Here is a 20971-nt window from a genome sequence, read left to right on the forward strand (position 1 = left end):
AACGCAAGCGCGGCGGTCCGCTCCATCTGACAATCCGAAAGAAACACTCATGACCTCAATTCTGCCGACTGTTTCCAAATCTGGACACTTTCATGCAAAACTGGGCAAGAGCCGAGAAACGGGACGGTCGGTGCGATTGGTCGCCACTCTAATGGCTTCAACCATCTTCACCCCGCTGGTCGCCTCGGCTCAAGAGCGCCGAGATGGAGACGGCCAGATAACGGTGCTCGACACCATCACAGTCACAGCGAGGCGTCATGCTGAAGACGCCCAGGCGGTCCCGATCAGCATCAAGGTCCTTGAGGGGCGCGAGATCGAACAGATATCGCCTGCGTCCTCAAACGCGGATATCGCGCGCTCCACACCCAATTTTGTGATGCAGGAGTTTGGCGGACCGTACACGAATATTGGTCACATCCGGGGCGTGGGGTCGTTATTCCCCCTTTCGCCAGACGACACGTCCGTCTCGTTCAACGTCGACGAAATCCCGATATCGGCTTTTGGGATACCGCCTACGACGCTCGATCTTTCCCGCGTGGAAGTGCTGCGCGGTCCGCAAGGCACACTCTATGGCCGCAATTCGCAGGGTGGCGCCGTCAACTTCATCGCCAATCGCCCCGAGTTCCTGCGCGAGTTCCGCCTTCGTGGCGAGGTGGGAACCGAAGGCTGGCACCTCGGTGAGTTTATTGCGAACACGCCTCTGATCGACGATGTGCTCGCTGGTAGGCTCGCGCTTCAATATTCGAACCGGGGTGGCGATATTCGCAACGTCGTGCAGGGCGGTGACGACGGCGCCGTTAAGGTGGGAGCCGCCCGCGGGTCGCTGCTCTGGACGCCGACTGAGGCCACCACCGTTCTGCTCAGCCTGAACTACAACCGCAATGACGATACGGCGCCGCTATGGGTTCTGCGCGACGCCAATTGCTATCCCTGCAGCGGCCTGGACCCGCGCAACGATTTCATGCGCGAGCAATATGGTTCGAACCTTCGGATCGAGCACGACTTCGACAGTTTCCGGTTCACCTCGATCTCCAGCTTCCAGTCGATGGACAGCCATCAGGTGATGGACCTCGCCGACGGGTTGGTCTTCGGAAACTCCGTCAACGCACCGCGCGACGACCTCTCGCTCGTCGATCTGGGGGAGGATACGATCTTCCAGGAGTTCAGGCTTTCGTCAATGGAAGGCGCGGGCATCCAGTGGACTGCCGGCGTCAACTATTTCCAATCCGATTTCGATATGCTTCGCCGCGCGGAAAATTTGAAGACGTCGTCTTTCGCCACCTATAGCGGCCGGCTCGCCACCGATATGAACACGAAAAGCTACTCAGCTTTCGGCGAGGGGTCGATCCCGCTCACTGAGCGCATGACCGGCATAGCTGGCGCTCGCTTGACCCATGAGAACAAAAAGGTCGTCTACGACTACGCGGGCGAGGGTCTGCCAGGAACTGTCGACTTCTTCCGACAGGACGCCTCGTACAGCGATACGTTCGTGACTGGTCGGGTCGGCCTCAACTATCGTTGGAATGAAGGCCTGATCACTTACGCGACGGTGGGGCGTGGCGCAGTCGCCGGGGGCTTGCCGTGGAGCCCCTACAACATTCCTTCGGGGATAAACGAGGACAGCTTTCCCACTTCCCTGAGTTGGACATATGAAGCCGGCTTCAAGGCCACGCTCTGGGATGGCAATGCCACCCTGAATGGGTCCCTCTTCTACAACGATGTCAGGGACGGGCACCTCCTCGCCTTTGATCCTTCGGTCTATGGGTTCAAAGTCACTACGCTGGACTACGAGACCTATGGAGGCGAGTTGGAAGCGCGCGTGCAGGTCACGCCGGACATCACGCTGTCTGGCGGGGTTGGTTATACACACGCTGCATTTGGAACTATCCCCGAACCAAGCCTTACCGGTGCGAAGTCCGGCGGGCGAGTGCCCGGAATCCCCAGATATACCGGCCATGTCGGCGCGGAATACAGGATTGACGCCGATCGCATCGGTCTGGATCAAGGCGAGTTCTATGTAGACGCAAACTATCAGTTTGTGGGCTCACGCGCCGTGGATGTGCGACGCACGTTCGATCTGAAGGCCTATGGCATCGTTAACGCGCGCCTTGGCTGGCAAGGGGAGAGCGCCGAAGTTTACCTGTTCGCCAATAATCTACTCGATGAGCGCTATGAGGTGATTGGCTCGAGCTATGGTCCCGTCCTGGATCTCGTACGCCCGGGCGTCGGTCGGACGGTCGGCCTTGGCGCGAGCGTCAAGTTTTGAAGATGCCGGTCGTTGAACAGTTTGAACTTCCCGGCGAAGGTTCACAGACGCACCACCTGCGATCGAGCCCTTCCGAACCGAGAGCGGGCGATCGGACCGGCCAGGCAGAAGCAGGGCCAGCTACCTTTGTCGCCAGGACCGAACGAAACCGGCTTTTGATCTATATCATCCTCGTCATGGCGCTGGCCGCGTCCATGGTGATTGGAATATGTGCCGGTCAGTACCCCGTTGCTCCTGGCAAGGTGCTTTCCATCCTTGCCGGGTGGGGAGAACGGCCCCCCACCCTTAGCATGGACGAGCGGATCGTGACCCTTTTGCGCGGCCCTAGAATAGTCCTGGTAGCGATCTGCGGCGCGGGACTGGCGATTTCAGGAGCTGCAATGCAGGGCGTGTTCCGCAATCCGCTCGCGGCGCCGGAATTACTCGGTGTGTCATCCGGCGCAGCCTTCGGTGGCGCGACGGCGATCCTCGCCGGCTTTGGCGGCGCAATGCTGCTCGGTGGAGCCTTCACAGCCGGCTTGCTCGCGCTGGTGATGGTTGGCGCCATCTCGCGCGTGAACGGGCGCTCCGACACGACAACCGTCATTCTGACCGGCGTCATCGTCGGGGCGTTCTTCTCCGCTCTCGTGTCCATCACGCAATTGCTCGCCGACCCCTATAACTCGCTGCCAGCGATCGTTTTCTGGCTGATGGGAAGTTTCGCCACGGCCACGTGGGACAAGGTGCTGCTCGCAACGCCCGCGATCTTCGTCGGAGGCGGTCTGCTCTGGATGATACGGTTTCGCATCAACATTCTGTCGCTCGGCGATGAGGAAGCCGGTTCGCTTGGCGTTCCTGTCGAGCGAGATCGGTGGCTCATCTTCTTCGGGGTCACGCTGGTCATAGCCACCACTGTCTCCGTCGCCGGGATCATTGGTTGGGTCGGGATCGTGGTTCCGCATGTCGCCCGCCTGCTGATCGGACAAGACCATCGCCACCTTCTTCCTGCGTCCGCACTCCTTGGAGCCTCCTATCTCTGCATTGTCGATACGCTGGCGCGAGGCGCGACCTCGACGGAGGTTCCGCTCGGCGTTCTGACGGCTGTGATCGGGGCACCCTTCGTCGCCTTCCTGCTGAGACGACGCCACACGGCCGAGGAGGATATGGCATGATCCGGCTCGACAGCGCGGGGGTTCGCTTCGGTTCCCGCTGGGTTTTCAGAAACCTCGACCTGGTGGTGACCGAGGGGGCGTGTCTCGCCCTTCTCGGACCGAACGGGCGGGGCAAGACAACATTGATCCGTGCGATGCTTGGCGTGCAGCCATTGCACCAGGGGCAGCGAATTGCGCCGACGCTCATCGGCTATGTACCCCAAGTCGGAAGCGCCCCCGCTCAATATCGCGTGCTGGACATGGTGGTGATGGGAAGGGCGAAGGCGCTTGGCGTTTTCGGTGTCCCGACACCCAAGGACTATGAGGCCGCGCGACTGGCGCTCGGCCAGGTCGGGCTCTCCGCCTTCTCCGAACGCTCCTTTTCACATTTGTCGGGCGGCGAACGACAACTCGTTCTGGTCGCGCGAGCGCTCGCTACCGGCGCGAAGACGATCATTCTGGATGAACCTTCATCCGCACTCGATCTCGCCAATCAAAGCCGGCTGCTCTCGCTCATCCGGGAACTTTCAAATGACCCCGCCTATACTGTCGTTTTCAGCACGCATCACCCGCAGCACGCCTTCCACCTGGCGGACGAAGCGGCACTGATGATGCAAGACGGTGTCGTTCGTGGTCCGGTCGAGACCATACTGACCGAGACAAACCTGCGTGCACTCTATGGGGTCGAGGTTCGACGGCTGGCAGTGCCTGGAGGTTCCGACGTTCTGGTTCCGATGTTGGACGCGCTGCACGATGCCCAACCGTCAAGCCACGCGAAACCCACAATCACGGCCAGCAATTGCGCCGTCTCCACCAACGAACAAGAAGGCGCACGGTGACCGACGCCTGGACAAGAAGAAAATTCGTGGCAGTGACATCGACGGCCCTGGCGTCGCTCAGTCTATGGGGCTGCGATGACGGCAACGGCCCGGCCGCCTCGACTCAGGAGGGGCGGGTGGTCAGGTTTCGCGATCTCGACGGACGAACGATCACACTCGCCCGCCCGGCCGAGCGAATTGTCACCCTGGGGCCCCCCTATGCGGCCATGGCGCTTGCGGCCCATGGCTCACCCGAGCGTCTCGTGGGAATCCACCCGCGTGCCCAAGACATGTTCTCCCGAAGTTTTGTCAGGGAGATGTTCCCCGACATCATGAATATACCGACGAACATCGCGGTCGGAGGCGATTTCACGCCCAACGTCGAGGGAATAGCGCGGCTTCAGCCTGACATTGTCGTTCAGTGGGCGGAGATGGGTGATGCGCTGATTGCTCCGCTCGAGAATGCCGGCATCTCCGTCGCACGGTACAGGGCGCTTGCGGACGGCGCGGAGGCGACGCTTTCGGCAATGATGATGATGATGGGCGAAATGGTCGGTGATGCTAAGCGTGCCGAGCGCCTTAACGCGCAGCGCGCGGAAACCGGCCGACACCTGCAGACGATGGTAAGCAGGCTGCCAGCCAATGATCGGCCCCGCGTTCTGCTGATGACGCGCACAGGCGAAGCGATGTACGCCTCGGGCGGCGGTCGCGAGGGTCTGTACTCCTACTACATCTATAGAGCAGGCGGCATCAATGTCGCTGAGAAGCTTCCGGACTATTCTGCCATCAGCCGAGAGCAGGTCGCGGCACTTGAGCCGGATGTCATCCTGCTATTTGGGAGCGAAGGCGAGACGCCCAATGCGATCTTCAACGATCCTGTCCTGCAATCGTCAAAGGCTGCGAACAGCAGGCGTGTTTATGTCCTGCCCACCGGCAGCCACTACTGGGGTGCGATAGGGCCCGACGACGCGCTGACACAGATTTGGATGGCTGAACTTCTTCATCCCGAGCGACTGGAGAAGAGCCTACGCAACCAAATGCATCAAACCTACAGCGCCATGTTCGATCGCGAGTTTTCCGATAACCAACTGGACCGAGTGTTGATTCCCGAGACGAACGGCGGCTCGGCCAACTATGCGAGGTTCCTGTCTTAGTATCGCCGCGGAGGATGGCGTAGGTTCAGCGCTTCCGCCGTGTCAAACGAGGAGGACGACGAACTGGTCAGCATGATAGCTTCCGGCGAATGATGCGCTATACTCTTGGTCAGTGACCCGAGTATAGTCGGGCAGGAGGATTTAACACCCATGACCCCTGTAGCGAAGCGGAAACCTCGTACTCAGCCCCCCGAAAAGCGCCGCGACGATCTGATGAACTCGGCCGAGAACCTGTTTCTAAAGCACGGTATACTGGGCACGACCATCGAACAGATTACGCTTGGCGCTGACCTCTCCAAAGGCGCGTTTTACCTGCACTTCGCTTCCAAGGAAGAGGTTCATCTGGCGCTTTCCGAGCGATTTCTCAGCCGCTTCAACGACAGGGTGCTGAACGCAATCACCGAGCGGGCCGAAAACGACTGGAGTGGGAAGGTCATTGCTTGGTCGGAGGCCAGCGTAGATGGCCTCTTGGAAGCATGTGATCTCGTAAACATGCTTTTCCACGCCCAGCCAATTCCGCCAAGTAGCGGCACGATCGACATCGTGATTGCACCTCTCCTTGAAGTGCTTGAAGGCGGTTCACGTGATGGGGCATGGAAACTCGATGACTGTCGCTTCACCGCAGTATTCCTCTATTCTGGTTTACACGGCGTGGTCGACGACGCGTTGTTGAGCGGCCGTCATCCCGACCGCGACCGCCTTCTTTCGCGCGTCGAAGCTACGTGCCGCGACGTCCTGGCCATTCGACAAGCAGAGTAAGCTGCGCGGTCGCCATTCAGCAGTCGTATGGCAGATCTTTGTGCCGGTCGCACCACGCTGGTCATCGCGCACCGTCTCGCTACCATCGCCAAAGCCGACCGGATTGCCGTCGTCGACGAAGGACGGATCGTCGAGGAGCGGTACCCATGCCGACCTCAGCGCTCGCACTAGCGGTCGATACAGACTAGCTCAAACGGGGAGCATGGATCCCTAAAGGCGCGGTCAATTGGCGCTCTTCGCAGCCGCGCTGCTCGCCGCGCTCCGGCGTCGCCTCTCTCCGCGTGCCTGGCGTATTGGCCACACGTGACTTGTCAGCGTTGTCGTGCTTGGCGGCGTAATCCACGCGCTGTTGATCGAGGGCACGACGGAGGCGATTTCGAAGGCCGTGCTTTGCGGACTGGTCATTGTTGCAACTGTGGCCGCGGTCGCAAGACCGTGGCTGCGGGCGAGAGGGTCGACACCTAGCCACGAATGACGTTTGGAGCTTCACAAGCATGGCTGGCGCTTTTCCGTCTGCACGTCCCCCGCCTGAAACCGCTTGGCGTCACTTTTTCCATCGGCTGAATAACGCGGCCCGCGAGTTCGACGGTGATTAACACTGGCGATCAATGTGGCGAGCGAGCGGCGGAGCGCTCTTCTGTGATACGCGTGGCTGATCGAGCCGTATCCCTCTGCTCGCCGTTATTGGGTCGGGTCTCTTCCCAATGCGTCACAAATTTTCAGCCAAGACAGTGCGCCCATCCCCATAATTCTCCGCGCATCTACCGTTGGAACCTCTCGCATATCTTCGACGGTTTGATATCCACGCCGGCTGAGCTCAGCGAGGAGCCGAGGTCTTAAGCCCAAATCTGAAAGCTTCTTAGTCATGGCTAAATAGAAGCAGGCAAGCTCATGGCGCGCAACAATTGGCGTCGGAGACGCGCGGCACGCTCTCCGGTGCTTGGTCGAGCGAGCCTATCGACCTCAGAGGTCGACGAAACAAACCTGGTCGTGAACAGGCCCGCAGATCCGGGCCGCTCAAAACGCCCAGTGTACGCTATCTACGCTTCGACAGCGCGTCGATCAGCCGAATCTGCGAACGAACGCCCTTCTGGTATTCCGTGATCAGGATCTTGGCTTCCTCTGTGGCATCCTTGCGACTAATCTTCTGATGGCGGCACCACGCGTCAAGCACGCTCTGGAGGAGCGAGACATCGTTTGGCGGTATGCTTGAATGTGCCAGGTTCATTTGTGCTCTCCCAAGACGACAAATTTACCCCGAATGATGCCGCCCCCGGCATCGATCGCATGATACACATCACGCGGACGCAGGGAAGTAAAGGAACGGTGAGCAGGCCTCCAGGGTTGAGCACTCGATCTTTGAAAATCCGCCCAGAATTGGCCCCTGCAGCGTTTCCCCTTATACTCTCATAACGACAGTCCGCAGTTGCGGAGAATGTACGTCGCTCTCTGCAGGCTCCGTGGCCGCTAATCGGCGGTAAACTGGCGACCAAAGAAGGACCGGAATGGACGAGTTGACCCGCGAAGCTAGAGAGCGGCTTTTTCTAATATTCGATGCCATCGCCGGCGCGCCTTGGTTCAATAGAAACGTCATTACTGAGCGAGAGCTTATCAAGCTTATCGTCGAATTCCACCGCGCGGATGCAGGACCGAGTTTGGAGACAGCTTGCATCGACGAGGCCGAGCGGCGGTTTTCAAGGCGAAGATAGGTTTGCCATTTGCGCTTCAGGACGAGCATCACGCGAAACTTTCATCGCGGGCTGAGCGCAAGATCCATCGCCTCTGCGACCTCATCCACCGTCAAATTGGCGACTATGGCGCAGTCATGAGCCGGACGAACCACGCTCTAGAATACGAACCCTCTAATATTGGTCCGTAGAATATTCGAATGTCTGCTCAGTGTCCTCGGTGGTCGCGGTGAGGGGCATAGTCTTCTTTCTGTCGCGAAGCGAAATTGCCGAGTGACGATCCGCCGATCCGAATGGCACTTCGGCGGATCGTTTACACCGTCGCACTATCGCTTTGCTGTTTGGTCTGCTTGGTCGAGATTGAGAAACTTGCGTGTGGTGCCTGCGGCGTGCTGGTCGAGCCATTCGGCCATTGCCATCTCTTCCGCCAGATTTGCCTGGCAGGCTGCAGCAATCTCGGCCTCGCCCGCAGCCTCGGCTGCGGTGATCAAGATCTTGTAGCTGGCGATTTCCATGTGTTCGAACGTGTATCCGGCTAGCGTCCCTTTGACGACCTCATCCTCGACAAATATACCGCTGAGCCCTTGGCCGAGGGCGACCATTTTCCCGCTGATGTCTTTGATCGACGATGCACCTGCATCGAGGCGCTCCAGGCATGTTTCTATTCTGCGGGCTTGTTCGCGCGTCTCCTCAATATGTTGGTCGATGCGCGCTTTAAGCTCGGGATAGTTTTGCAGTCGCCTTGACTGCGAACTCAGCATTGTCTCGGCCTGCTCTTCCATGGCGTGTGCGTCGCGCAGCCATGCGACCAGGTGTTCCTTGGGCGTCGCCATCGTGTTCGTCCTCTTAAGGCGTTGGGCTTAAGGCTTCCCAACCGGGGGGCTAAAGGATTGTTCCGAGAGAGGCGCGGGATAGAGCTGCGGCGGCGATCGCGCGTGGGGCCGGTTTGCCCAGGTGCGATTGTATGATCATAGCTGGTGCGGGAACCTGTCGCCGTTCGGCCGTTGAAAGCAGATGTCCATCCCGGCCCCGCCTTCGAGGTCGTCCCTTTTCAGGCCCGCTTGCCTGAATGGAACCAGAATATCTTCATCGGGTTAGACATGTGCGGAGGCACCATGAGTGTCCAACTCGCCCTGCCGAGTGGCAGGGCCTCTTTTTTCCACGACCCGAGCATCACGGGCGTTCGGTGGCCTTCGGGAGACCTACTTTCTCGCGGGTGTTCCCAAGCGCTGCAGCAAACGGCAACGATGAACTCGGGTGAAAACGACTGGCGCCGCCGATTGAGTAACTTTCGCCAGCACACCCGCGGCGAACAAACTCACGCCGTCGGAGTCAGCTGCAAAGGAGAGCGGCCATGGCAAAGCGCGCCTGATTGCAATCGGCGGTTCGTGGGCGGTACAGCCGTAAAAGAACTGCTCTCAGAGCTTCCCGACCGCCATTCTCGTTGCCATTCATGGGGGCGCTTACGGCAACAACCTGCTCGCCGAGAATTTTTGCAAAGGGTGCACCCATGCCGGTTACCACCGCTGTCGACCTTGAAGTCGTTAAGTCCGGGCACGCCTATGTCGCGCCGGCAGACTGGCATCTTATTGTAGTGTTATCCGTCATGGACCCCGTGAGCACCTGGTCCGTCCAGCACTTGACGCCTTGTTCCGATCCATTGGCGCAACGTACGGTCCAAGGGCGGTTGGATCGGTTCTTGCCGGACTGCTCGTTCCGCGCAATCTTCTCCCGGCGCCTGCGAACGCCATCCAAATCATAGCTCATCATGCTTCCCGGTCAGCGATCGACGACCGCGCGCACGACCTAGGCGCAGTTCGACCATCATCCGAACCAGCCATCCCCGAACATCCGCGGTTTCAACGAACTCGGCCATACGGTCGATTGCATGTTGAAGTGTTTGTTCGGTGAGCGCGGTTGCTTCCTCTCGGGATGGAGTAAGGCTTCTCGCCCAGGCTGACAATTCGGGTAGCAGATCCACAACCTGGGTGCTGCTGGGGGCGTGTCGCGGTGTTTGCTCGAAAAACTGGCGGCAGGAATTCCCGAGCCGCAGTTCGAGCTCCCATTCGTTCCGCGTGCCGTCCATGTAAAGGCTGATTGCCCGGCGAGCGAGGCAGTCTGCCTCATCGCTATCGCGATCGATGTTGCGCGCGCTAACAGCCTTTTCAAAGGCCGTGGCGATGACTGCGAAACCTTCGGGAAGAATGTATCCAGATCGCGTTTGATCAAACATAGCGCAATCTCCTCCATTCAAGGCGAAAGCGCTTATGATCTCCCAGCCGCCGGAGCCCGTTCTGCTGTCCAGCGATGGACGGAGTATGCGGTGATAAAGCGCTTCTGGCCAATCTTTTTCGCATCCTGCCGGCGATGGCCAATGCGCGTTTTCCAAAAGCAGAAGGAAACATACGATGAATGGAACAACGTTCCTTGCCTATGCGAGGCGCGCGCCTTTTGGCGGCCGCCTGATGCAGACCGAGATCGACGGCATGAACGCTATCCTCGGCGAGTGGGATCGGCCAGTCGACCGGAAAGGTGATCGACAATCGCCATCTCGTCTGCATGCTGTCGACCGTCCTCACGAGACAGGGGCAGCGATGCTGTGACGGAGGAACCTGAGCTATACCGCAGAGCGTCTGGCTGAGGTCTGGCCGACCCGCTTTTCGATCGCCAGTGTCAAGCCTTTTGCCCATGGGGTGGCGATGCCGCTGCGGCGCGCGACGTCGCCGGCCGTCAGCCTCGTCTTGGGGCAGGCTCTTTCCATCCGTGTCGTCCTCCGACAAATAAGAGTCCGCCGCAGCCCGTTTGCGAAATGCGCGGCTGCGGCGGTGTGTGGCGGGTCCGACTATCGTCTCGTCGCGATGCCAGCGGTGAGAATGCCGGCGAGGGTGAGGAGGGCGATGCCCAGTGTCACGTAGCGCGCGGCCTCCAGCACCGAGTCACCGCCCGCAGCCATCAGTGTTCCGGCGAAGGCGGAGGTGACGGAGAAGGCGATGAGCTGAGTGGTGGTGATCGCGGCTGCCGCCTTGCCGCCTTCCGCCGGGTCGCTGGTCGCGCTCATGGCGGCGACACCGAGCAACGGCCAGGCAAGCCCTATGCCCGCGCCGGCGACCGCCAGCACGGCGGCCCAAAGCGTGATCATCGCCAGGTCGGTTCCTTCCACCTGCAGCAGGCCGTAGGCGATGAGGCCGGCGGTCAGAAGCAGCGGGCCGAGGCGTATAGCGCGCCGCCGTCCTGCGTCCGACGATACTGAGACGACGAAGAGCTGCGCAATGACCCAGGCGAGGGAAAGCACTGCACCAAGCAGACCCGCGGCAAGAGGGGCGAGGCCTGCGAGTTTCTGCGCGAACAGCGGGATGAAGGTCTCGACCATAACTCCGGCGCTCAGCGCGGCGACAGTGAGGTAGACCCATTTCAGCGAATTGCCGCGTCGATAGGTCATGCGCGGCAGTATGGTGTCGTGCGCGCGCCGTTCGACGGTGACAAACAGGACCAGAAGCACCAAGCCTGCACCCACCATCGCCAGCGTTGGCCAACCGATCGGAACCACGGCGCTGAGGCTGATCGCGACGATGGCAAGCACGAGTGGAACAAGTGAGGCGACCGGCACGGGCGCGCGGTGGCCGGACCCGGCGACGCTGCCAAAAGAACGTTGTGCAAGGATCGTGAAAACAAGCGCCGCAAAGGCCAGGGCACCATAGGCCCAGCGCCAGAGGCCGAGTTCGGCAAAGACACCGCCGAGCGCGGGGCCAAAGAGCGTGCCGAGACCCCACATGGCCGATACGGCGCCCGTCGCGCGGGCCCAGTGCTGCTCGGGCAGGGCGGAGCGAATTACCGCGTAGCCAAGGCCAGCAAGGAGGCCGCCACCTAGTCCCTGAACGACGCGGCCCGCGATCAGCAGTTCCATGGTCGGGCTCACGGCGTTGCCGGCGGCCCCAAACGCAAAGGTGAGGAAGCCCAGTATGTAGGCCGCCCTTGGTCCCTTCCAATCGAGAATGCGGCTAACGAACAGCGAGGCGACAATGGCCGCGACGACGAAGGATGTCGTCACCCAAGCATAGTAGTGCTGGCCGCCGATATCGGCGACGATGGAAGGCATCAGCGCGGCCGTGAAATAGAGGTTCATGGCGTAGATCAGCACGCCGCTCGCCAGAACCGTCACGATGGCAAGATGCCGCCCGGTGAGGAGGTCCGACCATGTATCGGCCTGTGATAGGGACGCGTTCGTTCCTTCGGCCGGACCGGCCGATTGCACTGGTTCATTCATGTATCTGCTCCGAAAAGAGGGGAGTGATCAAGCGGTCCTGCGCCGCGCCGAGAGGCTGAGCGCGAGGACTGTGAGGGAGACGAGGAGTACGATGGCAGGGGCCGTCGTGTGGGAGTAGTCGCCATTTGCAAGCGTGGTCAGGGTCGCCGCCGACATCACCACTGCACCGAGCCCGGCGCCGTAGATGCGCGTACCGCTGCCGATCAGCAAAAGTGCGGCGGCAAGTTCGAGCGCCGCGGTGAGATAGTGGAACCAGTCCGGGTAGCCCCAGCGGGCATAGGCGGCCGCATAGTCGGCCGTGATGAAGGCATTTCCATAAGACCCGAACAGGAAGAAGGCGGCCAGCAGCCAAGCCAGGATAGAGGAAAATGACAAGGTCGATTTGGCCATGATACCCCACGCTTTGAAGACGGCCGCACTGGACCTGCGGCGCGTTCCATAATAGATTGAATGTTCATTCTATTAACCAGGTCTTGTCTTGGTCGTCAATATAGATAGAGCGATCATTCTATTTTTATGGGAGGTAGCATGGCACGCAAACTCGTACCCGAGCAGCACGAGGAGAAGCGGCAGCTCATACTCGAGGCTGCCCATCGCTGCTTCCTACGGCATGGCCTGCAGGGAGCCTCGATCTCGATGATCTGTAAAGAGGCGGCGATGAGCCCCGGCCATCTCTACCACTACTTCCCGGGCAAGGAGGCGATCATAGAACAGATGGCCGACGAATACCTATCCGCGCTGCATAAGCACTTCGAGGGGCAGCGGGAGACGCGAGATGTCGCAACCGTGCTTCTTTCCGAAATCTGGAGCATGAATAGCTGGGACGACGCAGCGCACTGCCGCATCCTCTTCGAGCTCCTGGCCGAGGCGGGGCGTAACGAGCGGATACGCAACATCCTCGCCCGCAATTCGGACGGCGTGCGGCGGCTCTTGTCGGATACGCTGACGGCTGGTCAGGCACGCGGCGAGGTCGATGCGAGTCTCAACACCGAACATACCGCCGCTATGCTGATCGCCATAGTCGATGCCGCCCCCATGCTACCCCTGATGCTTCCCGGCATCGACTTCGACGAAAGCCGCAAACTCATTACCACCATGGTTCGGCGCTTTCTCGAACCGAGGCAGTAGCGCAGTGCCGCTGCGCGCACGTCGTGCGCCGCCGTCACTTCGAGCTGAGATCATCGCAAACGCCGCCAACGCCCACCGATGACGAGAGTCCTGTAAAAAGCTCAGACCCGTGGTGTGACGAGGCAAATGCAGGGACATTGGATTCTGGTTTGCCACGCTCGGTGGAACTTCGATCTGCCGAGAAGATTTATGGCTTGGAAGGTTGGAGGCTGTTCTATGAGAAACTACAAAGACATCCCGATCGCAGATTTTGCCGGCCGACTTGAGGCGATGACGCAGGACGAGGTGTTTTCCGTTATGAGCGATCTGGAGGCTGCAAGCGAGGGTGCAGACGGCTCGGAGCGCGAGGAGGTGCTGTCGCGAATTGCCTTGATTGAAGAAGAAATACAAAAGCGCTTTCCTGGTCAGCTGCTTGCGCCATACCGAGAGTGGAAAAAACGCAATCGTTGAATTGGCAGCCTCCGTTGCCGCAACTGCTTTCGGATTTCGCCACGTATCGGCGGGAGCGAAGGGCAGAGAGGCCGCAATCGCAGCCTCTCATCCTCAATGTTGAGTTCACGGCGAGATCCGACCCCCGCGTTCGACCAATCGTAAATTGTGGGATTTCGCGCCACCTTTAGCGGTCACGTCTTGCGGGACGTCACCTCTTCTGTCCGGCCGACCTTGCAACCCACCCGTCCGGTCCTCCAGCGGAGGGGCTGATTCGTCGTCTGTGCAAAGTCGCCACCGATTTGTCGAGTAAGCCTTAATTATTCCATATACAGCGCGCGGTGGCTCCGTGATGACCACCCACCGTATTTTTTCCCCCAAGCACATATTCACCGTTGTCAATGGTGACCGCAACAGAGTCCCCAGGATCGGTCATCTCGCCCCAAACGGCTGCCAAGAAGCATACACCGTCCTCGGTTTTGACACCAAGTTTGAGGGGCAGGTTGCCAGCCTCCCAACTCCCTCCACCATTAGGAAATTCCACTTCGCGCGACCTTCTAAAACAGGGATCCGCGCTTTGCGTCAGGCCAAATTCGGCAGCAAACTCGTCCGCGGGAATAATCCCGTAGTAGTCGATGCCGCCTGTCATGGCTCCCTGTGCGCCCGCAATGATGCCGATAAAAGCTTTGAGGTCATTGGCATAGACAGGGCCTCCGCTCATACCTTCTACGGTCTGGCCGTCGGTTTCGATCATGCCCTTCTTCCGGAATGTCGTCGCCAGCACGCCTTTACGATAGGAAGCGACCCGCTCGGCGTCGCCACCGGGGAAACCTCCTACGAAGATTTCACGGCGAACCATCCAGTCTTCCAGCTTGCAGAATTTCAGATAGTCTTCATATGGACCGGGCTTAGTAAACTGCAGCAGAGCGGCATCTTTGCCCCCATTCGCTTGTGCTTGGAATACGAGCGGATCTCCTTGTCCCGGATTGGCATAGCCTATCGTTCCCTTGCAGGAGTTGTACTTGGTCGGATTAGCAACATGAAGTGCGGTTACAACAAGGCCATTCCGACCGACCAAAACGCCCGTGCCAGCATTCGTTCCACCCGGCCCGCTGCATTCTATGTAAACTATGACCTTCTCAAGTGGCGGGGTTGCCGCTGCTGGGCAAGCCCACATCATAACCGTGGTAAGCACGCTGACGGCAAATCTGCGCATCGAAGACCTCCTCACTGACCAATCCATTCCTGAATTTTTGCTATGCGCTCCGGGGTCAGTCGGACAAAGCCGTTATAGCTTTTCCATGGCTCCTCTGTCCCAAATGGGCCGGTGGTGTGGACGCCAATCAGAGTATCCGGCGATCCGCCGAAGACAACTCCGCTTCCACTTGTTCCACCGTAGGTATCGTTGTCATAGAACGCATTGTAAGATGTTACCGCGAAGATTGAGCCTTCGCTGCGGACTTGGATGCCGCGCGGGTTTACGTCTGAGGCATAGCCTTGGACAAGGGTCTTGTCCGTGCTCCCACCCTCGAGCGGCTGCATGCCGAACCAACCAGTCCGGGCTCCCACATCACAATTAAGTTTCAAAACTCCGAGATCATAATAGCGGCTTTCGGAAGTAGATACTGCCTCGGTCCACCCTGATAGGACACTGAAGGAAAGTCCTTCGCAAAGGCCAAAGGGTGCGGAAAGTACGTTCCGACCTGGTACGACACGAAAGTTTTTGAATGACTTTCCGTTCACCGTCCCGCTGTGCAAACAGTGCGCTGCAGTCAGCACGGCATCCGGCGCGACCATCGACCCTGAGCACAGCTTCTGTCGGCTGGCGTCATCCTGGAATATGATCTGCACTATAGCGCGCGCTGGGAAATCAAGCGTCTGCGTAACTGGCTTGCGGTCATCCCTGCCTCCAAGGATACCATGCGGTGTAAAAAGTTCAGGCTCGACGACCTTATCGCCCATTTCGTACTCGGAGTAGCTTCCTACTGCATTCGCGAGTGCCTGCTTTTCGTCGGCGGGAAGAGTAGGATTGCCGGGTACGCGCTCACCTGTGCCGGCTTTGGGTTCAGCAACAACGTCCGATTCCCGTCCCTGTGCGAGGTTAAAGGTGACGGTCTGTTCCCGGTTTTCGTCAGAAGCAGGCGCGGCCTCCGCCCCCTCTTCATAGCGCCATTGATCAAGGAGTTCGTATTGTGTTTCCTCGTCGATTTCACCGGTTTCCGGCAAGCCGACGGACCTTTGAAAAGCTTTGACTGCGTCGGATCGAACAGCTGTTGAATCTGACGAAGATTCAAAACCTTCCGGCAGATACCCGTTTTCCTGGAGCACGTCGTTTAGGAGTCCGGTTTCATCCGTTTCAACCGCTACATTGATTTCGCCACCCTCGAACATTCCTGCCTTCGCCTTGAAGACTTTCTTCCAGGCGATCGCAAACCACACTTTTGATTCCTTGTAGCCATGGGCGGCTGGGCCATTCACAAGCACGCGAACCCGGTAGAGGTCGTTGTCGTCCGCCGGAATGTTGATCTTGCCTGCCTTCCAATATGCTACGGCGGCCGCCATCCCTTTGTTGGGTTCGCGGACCATGTTTGGGTCTGCGTCGAGCGGCAGCCCAATCTCCCGGCCGCGCCTTTGGAAGTTCCCCAAACCGGTAAGTTGAATATAGCCCGAACCCCGATAGTTCCAGCCGTCGTCCGTGTTCCGCCCACGATTACCAAGCCGATTGCCGTATACCCAGTTGGCGAACTCCCGTGGCTTGCCGGCAAGCTCCCTTGCCTTGTGGTCGGGCAGTACCCTACGGCTGAACACTTGGAGAGCACGCGCATAACTGTAGTTCAGGCTTTCGTCGATGCTTCGCATCCCGCCTGTCTCCGTCATGACCTGCGTTACGAAATGTGCCATGCGCAGCCGGGTATTTACGCCGGCATCCTTGAACGCCGGTTCCGCAGCGATAAAAGCCTGAATGAGTTCGTTCTTCGCCTTCGGTGAAATGAGTTTGATCTCGGCAGCGGTGATCAGTTCATCAGAGAGAGCCGCTCCGGCGATTCCCGCCCACATGATCGCAGCGACAGCTGTAAGCCGCGCAAAAACGGAAAATGAAACTCGCATGACTTTCACCTCACAAAAAAAAGACTTCTCCTTCGGGCGGCATTTGCCGCCTCAACGCGATATCCAGACTTCGAGAACCTTGGGGCGTACAATCCGCACGAACTTCGCAATCACAGGCTTTGATGAGAACTGTGCGCGAGTCAGCGCCTCAGCCAAAGCTTCAGCGGCGTCTCGATCCGCGGAACGCCCATAACGGACTTCATTGAGGCCGGCAGCGTTGCCAAGGCGTTCGGGATCTCCTGCGACGTTCCAGCCGCTGCGGCGAAGATTCGTGACTATATCTTCCACAGCCTCTCGGCTCGCTCCCGCAAATTGCAGGTAGATGGTATTCTCGGATGGTGTAATTCCATAGTGTTCGAGCGGCGCAAGATCCTTTTCCGGGCCAGTTTTCGCGGCTGCCTCGGTCAGCTTCTGCGCAGTCGCTTCATCGAGATCTCCCGTTACTGAAAGTTCATTTGAAAACTGAAAAGTTTTAAGTGCCGAGCGGGTCGCAGGACCAGCTATTCCATCGATGACACCGATTTTATACCCAAGGGTGCCCAGGACCAGTTGAACGGCCCGCACGGTCGCTAATGTCTCCGGGCTCGGGTGCGTGGTCGTGTCGCTAAAGGACGGCCAAGCATTGGGGTCGAACTTGGTGCTTCGGTCGCGCGGGGGGGCCGCTCCGAACCTTATCGGATCAGGAACGATCAGGACCGATCGACCATCGGATGAAAGAAAGGCAAATGCATCTTTTCCCATACCTCCTGCGCCTAACAGGACCGTGGCATCTCTTACTGTCATACCCAAGTCCATCGTTCCCGCGCGCTCAATGCCTGTGCCGATAGTGCGGAATACACGGATTAGGCTGCCGCCCGGTGGGCGAACCAAAATGTACCTAAGAGCGCTGTCCGCGACGAGAATCGGTAGGTCGCCGATTGGGCTCGCACCGTTTTCATCGATCGACACATGACCAAGTACGCGGACCTCTGGAAACGGCTCAGTGTTGACGCCGAGCAGTGTCAAATTTTGTAAAGTGTCAACGACAAGCGCAGGTGAATATAGGTTGGAATATAAGTTGGAAGTGCGCTGCTGCTGCGGCGCAATGGCTGCCAAGGATCGTATCGACGCGAACTGTTTCGCCGGTATCTCGGCAACAAACCTCCCCGTCTCCAGTTCGAGCAATGACACGCTGCCCTCTCTAACCGCGAGCGCAAACTCCATTGAAGCTACAGGAACGACCGCGATAAGCGGACGGTCGAGCGGGAAGGTAATTTTTCCAAACCTATGGAAAATTGTACCCGCATCATTACCAGCCCTATCGTCACTCCAGGAGACAACCGTGCGGCCGCCGCCAACAACGGCAACTTGTTGCGCGTTGGCGGGGACGCGGATACGCTGTGTACGCTTGAATTCCGAGGAACCCGCCGACGCTTCCTCAAACGTGGACAGAGACAGCGCGTTGGTGTCATCGTAATCTGCAGTAACGACTACAATCGACTGGCGGCCCGCCGTATCGATCTGCCCCGCCAACGACACGACCGCGCTGCCAACTAGTAGCTCGCCAGTCACCTCGCCCTTGCCCGCATCGGTGATCACGATCCTATCATTGATCGCAAACGCAAAACGTCCGCGCGTCAGACCGGTCAACGCATGCGCCTCGGCCTCAAGGGGGATCAGCTTCTGCTCGACTGGAACTTCGGTGGGGCCACCAGAAAATGCCTGGGAAGTCATTCCCACGATGAGGAGTAAGCAAAGGCGACACACAGCCCGTGCTCCGTTAAACTGGATTTTAGCGAGGACCCGAAAAGACATTCAGCGCCCCCTCGTCCATTCGATGTTTCTGACAACGCTTGTGTTATTGCTGCTGTAGGAAGGAGACATCTCCTGCCAAACTTCCGTATCGATCGTCGGCTTGACGTACAGGGTGATGCGGCGAATGCCGCAGCCGTTATTTAAACAATCCTTGAGCGTATCCTTCTCCAACAAGGTGATGCCCTGCTCGACAAAGCGGCTGGCGTTGAAACTGCGGGTCGCATCCTCGTCCAGTTGAAGGACAGCGTTAGCGTCAGTCGCCAATTCTAAGGGCTCAATGCCCCCCCCAGGCTCAGACACACCGTAGAACTTTGCGCGGACGCTAATTTCCTTTACGGTCTGGTTGTATGAAGGTGGTTCATCGTAAGAGATCCAAAGCTGCGAAAGCTTTTCGTAGCGCAGGGCCTTGCCGTTGATTTTCTCTTCGACGGGGCGGTAACGCGGCTCTATAGTCCAGGTGAGTTGCGCGGCAACCCGGTCGTACATTTTCCGGACCGTCTCGTTCAGCGAGCACTGTACCGCATCGTCGGGTGCTCCGCCCGCGACGGTTTGTTCTCTGAGACTCTTAGTAAGTAAGCTGAACGTGCCAGGGAACTGCGGACTGATCGGTGTCGCGAGAATAACTGGCCCGCGAATATCGACAATCAGCGACACCATGGCCACCACGTTCCCGTTCTCGTTCAGGATGGGCGAACCTTCCAACCCCTTGCCAACATCAATGTCGGCTGTCTTCTCTGGTCGAAATGCATAAAGGTTTCCGTAATCTGCGGCGTCGTATCCTTCAGCGACTACCGGGACTTTGTCTGGATGCAACAAAGAGTCCGGGCTGTTGGGGTCTCCTTTAGCGAGCAGCGCCGCGTAAGTATTTCCGGGTACGATCCTGCATAGGCTCAGGGTGAATGGCTGCTCGATCGAGAAATCGGGCACAAGCAGACCAATGGCATCGATATCGCCAGATGAACCGCTAACGATGATATTTCGGCTCGATTCTCCTTTTGCCAGCGGCAGGTCCTCGTGCGTGGCCGTCGCAACGATGGACCGGTCCAATGGGCTTGACAGGCGCTCAAGTTCCTCGAATGCCGGACCTTTGCTTCCTGCTGGAAGCCAATCCTTGCCGCCGCCAACAATGCTTCCGGGGGCGACGAGTAAGTTGGAAGAGACAGCGAAAGCCCTTCCCACCCTATCGGGCCTGTTGTTATCCGGCTGAGCCTTCCCATGGACCTTGAGGTGAAAAATGCGGCCAGCCGAGAGCTCTTCGGCCCCTAGGCCCGACTCCTGCGACAATGCGTCGGTGCAAAACGCGCAAGCAACCATAATAGAAAACGACAATCGCCAAACCCTTGTCACAGCAAATGCCCCCGACGAACTGCTGCAAAAAAGTCGAATTCGAAAATGTGCGGATGCGTTTCTGAAGCCGTTCAGCTTCTCTACTGTTGATTTTAATAGCTTGCTCCTACAGGTCAAGCGTTTATTATGACCCATGACGAATTGCGGAAAGCCGATGGCGCCGTACAAAGGCTATCATTAACTTAGCAGAGTTTTTCTTCGTGGTTTGGTGCCGCGACTGTGCGACATGTGATTAAGTTCACCATTTATGATTTATCCTCAAAACAGGTATGTAGAGCTTATATAGTTTTGTTGCTAGGAACAGAGTTGTGTTTGCTGTCCTGCGTTGCAATTTATTCGAAATTGTTCCACTGCTTTTGTGGGCTGGAGGAGCAGTGACTTATTTTTATGGTAGGACGGTATCATCTAGGGACGGGGGAACAGAATGCGATTCATAACTATTAAGAATATCTGCATAATATCTTGCCTTCCGCTTCTTGTTCAGAGCTGTGTAGGAGCAACGACTGTGCGGCGCGCGGAAATTAATACCTACGCAGTGCAGAAAGTTGAGACATTGCAGGATGCGATAAGATACACTGGTGCCTTAGCAGAGTCTTACATGACGCTGTCGGATCAGGCGTCAGCAGCACAAGACGTAGCAGCCTTGAGCGTCATTGCGGCAGCTGGGGTGGCTGCTGGAGGCCTATTGTATAATGCTCACCTTGATCTCATCAAAGGCGCGGGGCTCGCAGCCGGCACTCTCACAGCGACGACTAGTTATTTCAAGCCGGGGGAAACCAGTGCCGCGCTACTAGACGCAACAGAGCAGTTGATTTGCGTACGCAGAGCAGCAGAGCCCTATCAGAGCACTTTCAACCACAATGCGGAAGCGATTGAGATCGTGGCGACGGCAATCCAAAACGTCCGCCTGAACCTTCGCAAGAAACTCAGCCGGAGCTTGCCTGACTATAAAAGCCTTGTTGCTTCTCTCAGGCAGACTTTGGCAGAACAGCCAGCCACAGAGGAAGCATATTTGGATCGCGTGGAAGACCTCAATATATTGCGTACAGCGGTAGCTGTTTGTCTGCTTGCCAGCGGTTAATGAAC

20 protein-coding genes and 1 pseudogene are annotated in these 20971 nt (G+C 58.3%); 12 read left to right on the top strand and 9 right to left on the bottom strand.

Annotation, left to right across the window (positions count from 1 at the left end; translation table 11 throughout):
* Nucleotides 1-49: 49 nt before the first annotated feature.
* From ACIQUG_RS32385 to ACIQUG_RS32410, 6 genes and pseudogenes are all read left to right on the top strand, one after another.
* Nucleotides 50-2266, top strand: a complete 2217-nt coding sequence (locus ACIQUG_RS32385; protein ID WP_402326393.1) for a TonB-dependent receptor — start codon at nucleotides 50-52, stop codon at nucleotides 2264-2266.
* A 155-nt stretch (nucleotides 2267-2421) separates the two neighbouring features.
* Nucleotides 2422-3417, top strand: a complete 996-nt coding sequence (locus ACIQUG_RS32390) for a FecCD family ABC transporter permease (RefSeq protein WP_402326395.1) — start codon at nucleotides 2422-2424, stop codon at nucleotides 3415-3417.
* Nucleotides 3414-4235 (top strand): ABC transporter ATP-binding protein, encoded by an 822-nt coding sequence (locus ACIQUG_RS32395; protein WP_402326397.1) that lies wholly within the window; start codon nucleotides 3414-3416, stop codon nucleotides 4233-4235. The genes ACIQUG_RS32390 and ACIQUG_RS32395 overlap by 4 nt, the downstream gene beginning before the upstream one ends.
* On the top strand, nucleotides 4232-5368 hold the full coding sequence (locus ACIQUG_RS32400; RefSeq protein ID WP_402326398.1) for an ABC transporter substrate-binding protein: 1137 nt from the start codon (nucleotides 4232-4234) through the stop codon (nucleotides 5366-5368). The genes ACIQUG_RS32395 and ACIQUG_RS32400 overlap by 4 nt, the downstream gene beginning before the upstream one ends.
* Nucleotides 5369-5518: 150 nt before the next feature.
* Nucleotides 5519-6127 carry a TetR/AcrR family transcriptional regulator gene (locus tag ACIQUG_RS32405; protein WP_402326399.1) on the top strand — a complete coding sequence of 203 codons (609 nt, stop codon included), beginning with the start codon at nucleotides 5519-5521 and terminating at the stop codon, nucleotides 6125-6127.
* 27 nt (nucleotides 6128-6154) lie between these two features.
* Nucleotides 6155-6341, top strand: a pseudogene (locus ACIQUG_RS32410) (multidrug ABC transporter ATP-binding protein); the annotation flags it as partial.
* Nucleotides 6342-7163: 822 nt separating this feature from the next.
* Here the strand turns inward: ACIQUG_RS32410 and ACIQUG_RS32415 are convergent.
* Nucleotides 7164-7355: a hypothetical protein gene (locus ACIQUG_RS32415; RefSeq protein WP_402326401.1), complete on the bottom strand. Its 192-nt coding sequence runs from the start codon at nucleotides 7353-7355 to the stop codon at nucleotides 7164-7166.
* Nucleotides 7356-7632: 277 nt separating this feature from the next.
* Here ACIQUG_RS32415 and ACIQUG_RS32420 point away from each other — a divergent pair, with 277 nt between their 5' ends.
* Nucleotides 7633-7836, top strand: coding sequence for a hypothetical protein (locus ACIQUG_RS32420; protein WP_402326402.1), 204 nt, complete (start codon nucleotides 7633-7635; stop codon nucleotides 7834-7836).
* Nucleotides 7837-8141: 305 nt separating this feature from the next.
* Here ACIQUG_RS32420 and ACIQUG_RS32425 read toward each other — a convergent pair whose 3' ends face one another.
* Nucleotides 8142-8648: a ferritin-like domain-containing protein gene (locus tag ACIQUG_RS32425; protein ID WP_402326403.1), complete on the bottom strand. Its 507-nt coding sequence runs from the start codon at nucleotides 8646-8648 to the stop codon at nucleotides 8142-8144.
* Between the two features lie 677 nt (nucleotides 8649-9325).
* Here ACIQUG_RS32425 and ACIQUG_RS32430 point away from each other — a divergent pair.
* Nucleotides 9326-9577: a hypothetical protein gene (locus ACIQUG_RS32430; RefSeq protein ID WP_402326405.1), complete on the top strand. Its 252-nt coding sequence runs from the start codon at nucleotides 9326-9328 to the stop codon at nucleotides 9575-9577.
* On the opposite strand, the gene ACIQUG_RS32435 is transcribed toward ACIQUG_RS32430, so the two are convergent.
* Nucleotides 9572-10048: a hypothetical protein gene (locus tag ACIQUG_RS32435; RefSeq protein ID WP_402326406.1), complete on the bottom strand. Its 477-nt coding sequence runs from the start codon at nucleotides 10046-10048 to the stop codon at nucleotides 9572-9574. The genes ACIQUG_RS32430 and ACIQUG_RS32435 overlap by 6 nt on opposite strands.
* A gap of 175 nt (nucleotides 10049-10223) precedes the next feature.
* On the opposite strand from ACIQUG_RS32435, the gene ACIQUG_RS32440 reads away from it, so the two are divergent.
* A complete protein-coding gene (locus ACIQUG_RS32440) occupies nucleotides 10224-10418 on the top strand; it encodes a hypothetical protein (protein WP_402326408.1) in 195 nt (64 codons plus the stop codon).
* A 239-nt stretch (nucleotides 10419-10657) separates the two neighbouring features.
* Here ACIQUG_RS32440 and ACIQUG_RS32445 read toward each other — a convergent pair whose 3' ends face one another.
* On the bottom strand, nucleotides 10658-12079 hold the full coding sequence (locus ACIQUG_RS32445) for an MFS transporter (protein WP_402326409.1): 1422 nt from the start codon (nucleotides 12077-12079) through the stop codon (nucleotides 10658-10660).
* Nucleotides 12080-12106: 27 nt separating this feature from the next.
* Nucleotides 12107-12469, bottom strand: a complete 363-nt coding sequence (locus ACIQUG_RS32450) for a DoxX family protein (protein ID WP_402326411.1) — start codon at nucleotides 12467-12469, stop codon at nucleotides 12107-12109.
* A gap of 138 nt (nucleotides 12470-12607) precedes the next feature.
* Between ACIQUG_RS32450 and ACIQUG_RS32455 the strand changes: the two genes are divergently transcribed.
* Complete coding sequence (locus tag ACIQUG_RS32455) at nucleotides 12608-13207, top strand: TetR/AcrR family transcriptional regulator (RefSeq protein ID WP_402326413.1); 600 nt, start codon at nucleotides 12608-12610, stop codon at nucleotides 13205-13207.
* 216 nt (nucleotides 13208-13423) lie between these two features.
* Entirely contained in the window at nucleotides 13424-13657 is a 234-nt protein-coding gene (locus tag ACIQUG_RS32460) for a hypothetical protein (protein WP_402326415.1), read from the top strand.
* 295 nt (nucleotides 13658-13952) lie between these two features.
* Here ACIQUG_RS32460 and ACIQUG_RS32465 read toward each other — a convergent pair whose 3' ends face one another.
* From ACIQUG_RS32465 to ACIQUG_RS32480, 4 genes are all read right to left on the bottom strand, one after another.
* A complete protein-coding gene (locus tag ACIQUG_RS32465) occupies nucleotides 13953-14852 on the bottom strand; it encodes a serine protease (protein ID WP_402326417.1) in 900 nt (299 codons plus the stop codon).
* Nucleotides 14853-14863: 11 nt separating this feature from the next.
* Nucleotides 14864-16744, bottom strand: coding sequence for a trypsin-like serine protease (locus tag ACIQUG_RS32470; protein ID WP_402326418.1), 1881 nt, complete (start codon nucleotides 16742-16744; stop codon nucleotides 14864-14866).
* A gap of 51 nt (nucleotides 16745-16795) precedes the next feature.
* Nucleotides 16796-18457 (bottom strand): peptidoglycan-binding protein, encoded by a 1662-nt coding sequence (locus tag ACIQUG_RS32475; RefSeq protein WP_402326419.1) that lies wholly within the window; start codon nucleotides 18455-18457, stop codon nucleotides 16796-16798.
* Between the two features lie 81 nt (nucleotides 18458-18538).
* Nucleotides 18539-19867, bottom strand: a complete 1329-nt coding sequence (locus ACIQUG_RS32480) for a hypothetical protein (RefSeq protein ID WP_402326420.1) — start codon at nucleotides 19865-19867, stop codon at nucleotides 18539-18541.
* Nucleotides 19868-20483: 616 nt separating this feature from the next.
* Between ACIQUG_RS32480 and ACIQUG_RS32485 the strand changes: the two genes are divergently transcribed.
* Nucleotides 20484-20966, top strand: a complete 483-nt coding sequence (locus tag ACIQUG_RS32485) for a hypothetical protein (RefSeq protein ID WP_402326422.1) — start codon at nucleotides 20484-20486, stop codon at nucleotides 20964-20966.
* Nucleotides 20967-20971 lie beyond the last annotated feature (5 nt).

This window comes from Ensifer sp. NPDC090286 (genome assembly GCF_044769565.1).
In the GTDB taxonomy this organism is placed as follows: domain Bacteria; phylum Pseudomonadota; class Alphaproteobacteria; order Rhizobiales; family Rhizobiaceae; genus Ensifer.

Bases quoted from the DNA above. Each gene is read 5' to 3' on its own strand.
- ACIQUG_RS32485 (WP_402326422.1), top strand. From the start codon at position 20,484: ATGACGCTGTCGGATCAGGCGTCAGCAGCACAAGACGTAGCAGCCTTG.
- ACIQUG_RS32450 (WP_402326411.1), bottom strand. From the start codon at position 12,469: ATGGCCAAATCGACCTTGTCATTTTCCTCTATCCTGGCTTGGCTGCTG.
- ACIQUG_RS32440 (WP_402326408.1), top strand. From the start codon at position 10,224: ATGAATGGAACAACGTTCCTTGCCTATGCGAGGCGCGCGCCTTTTGGC.
- ACIQUG_RS32385 (WP_402326393.1), top strand. From the start codon at position 50: ATGACCTCAATTCTGCCGACTGTTTCCAAATCTGGACACTTTCATGCA.
- ACIQUG_RS32465 (WP_402326417.1), bottom strand. From the start codon at position 14,852: ATGCGCAGATTTGCCGTCAGCGTGCTTACCACGGTTATGATGTGGGCT.
- ACIQUG_RS32475 (WP_402326419.1), bottom strand. From the start codon at position 18,457: ATGACTTCCCAGGCATTTTCTGGTGGCCCCACCGAAGTTCCAGTCGAG.
- ACIQUG_RS32445 (WP_402326409.1), bottom strand. From the start codon at position 12,079: ATGAATGAACCAGTGCAATCGGCCGGTCCGGCCGAAGGAACGAACGCG.
- ACIQUG_RS32455 (WP_402326413.1), top strand. From the start codon at position 12,608: ATGGCACGCAAACTCGTACCCGAGCAGCACGAGGAGAAGCGGCAGCTC.
- ACIQUG_RS32395 (WP_402326397.1), top strand. From the start codon at position 3,414: ATGATCCGGCTCGACAGCGCGGGGGTTCGCTTCGGTTCCCGCTGGGTT.
- ACIQUG_RS32405 (WP_402326399.1), top strand. From the start codon at position 5,519: ATGACCCCTGTAGCGAAGCGGAAACCTCGTACTCAGCCCCCCGAAAAG.
- ACIQUG_RS32420 (WP_402326402.1), top strand. From the start codon at position 7,633: ATGGACGAGTTGACCCGCGAAGCTAGAGAGCGGCTTTTTCTAATATTC.
- ACIQUG_RS32430 (WP_402326405.1), top strand. From the start codon at position 9,326: ATGCCGGTTACCACCGCTGTCGACCTTGAAGTCGTTAAGTCCGGGCAC.
- ACIQUG_RS32460 (WP_402326415.1), top strand. From the start codon at position 13,424: ATGAGAAACTACAAAGACATCCCGATCGCAGATTTTGCCGGCCGACTT.
- ACIQUG_RS32415 (WP_402326401.1), bottom strand. From the start codon at position 7,355: ATGAACCTGGCACATTCAAGCATACCGCCAAACGATGTCTCGCTCCTC.
- ACIQUG_RS32470 (WP_402326418.1), bottom strand. From the start codon at position 16,744: ATGCGAGTTTCATTTTCCGTTTTTGCGCGGCTTACAGCTGTCGCTGCG.
- ACIQUG_RS32435 (WP_402326406.1), bottom strand. From the start codon at position 10,048: ATGTTTGATCAAACGCGATCTGGATACATTCTTCCCGAAGGTTTCGCA.
- ACIQUG_RS32425 (WP_402326403.1), bottom strand. From the start codon at position 8,648: ATGGCGACGCCCAAGGAACACCTGGTCGCATGGCTGCGCGACGCACAC.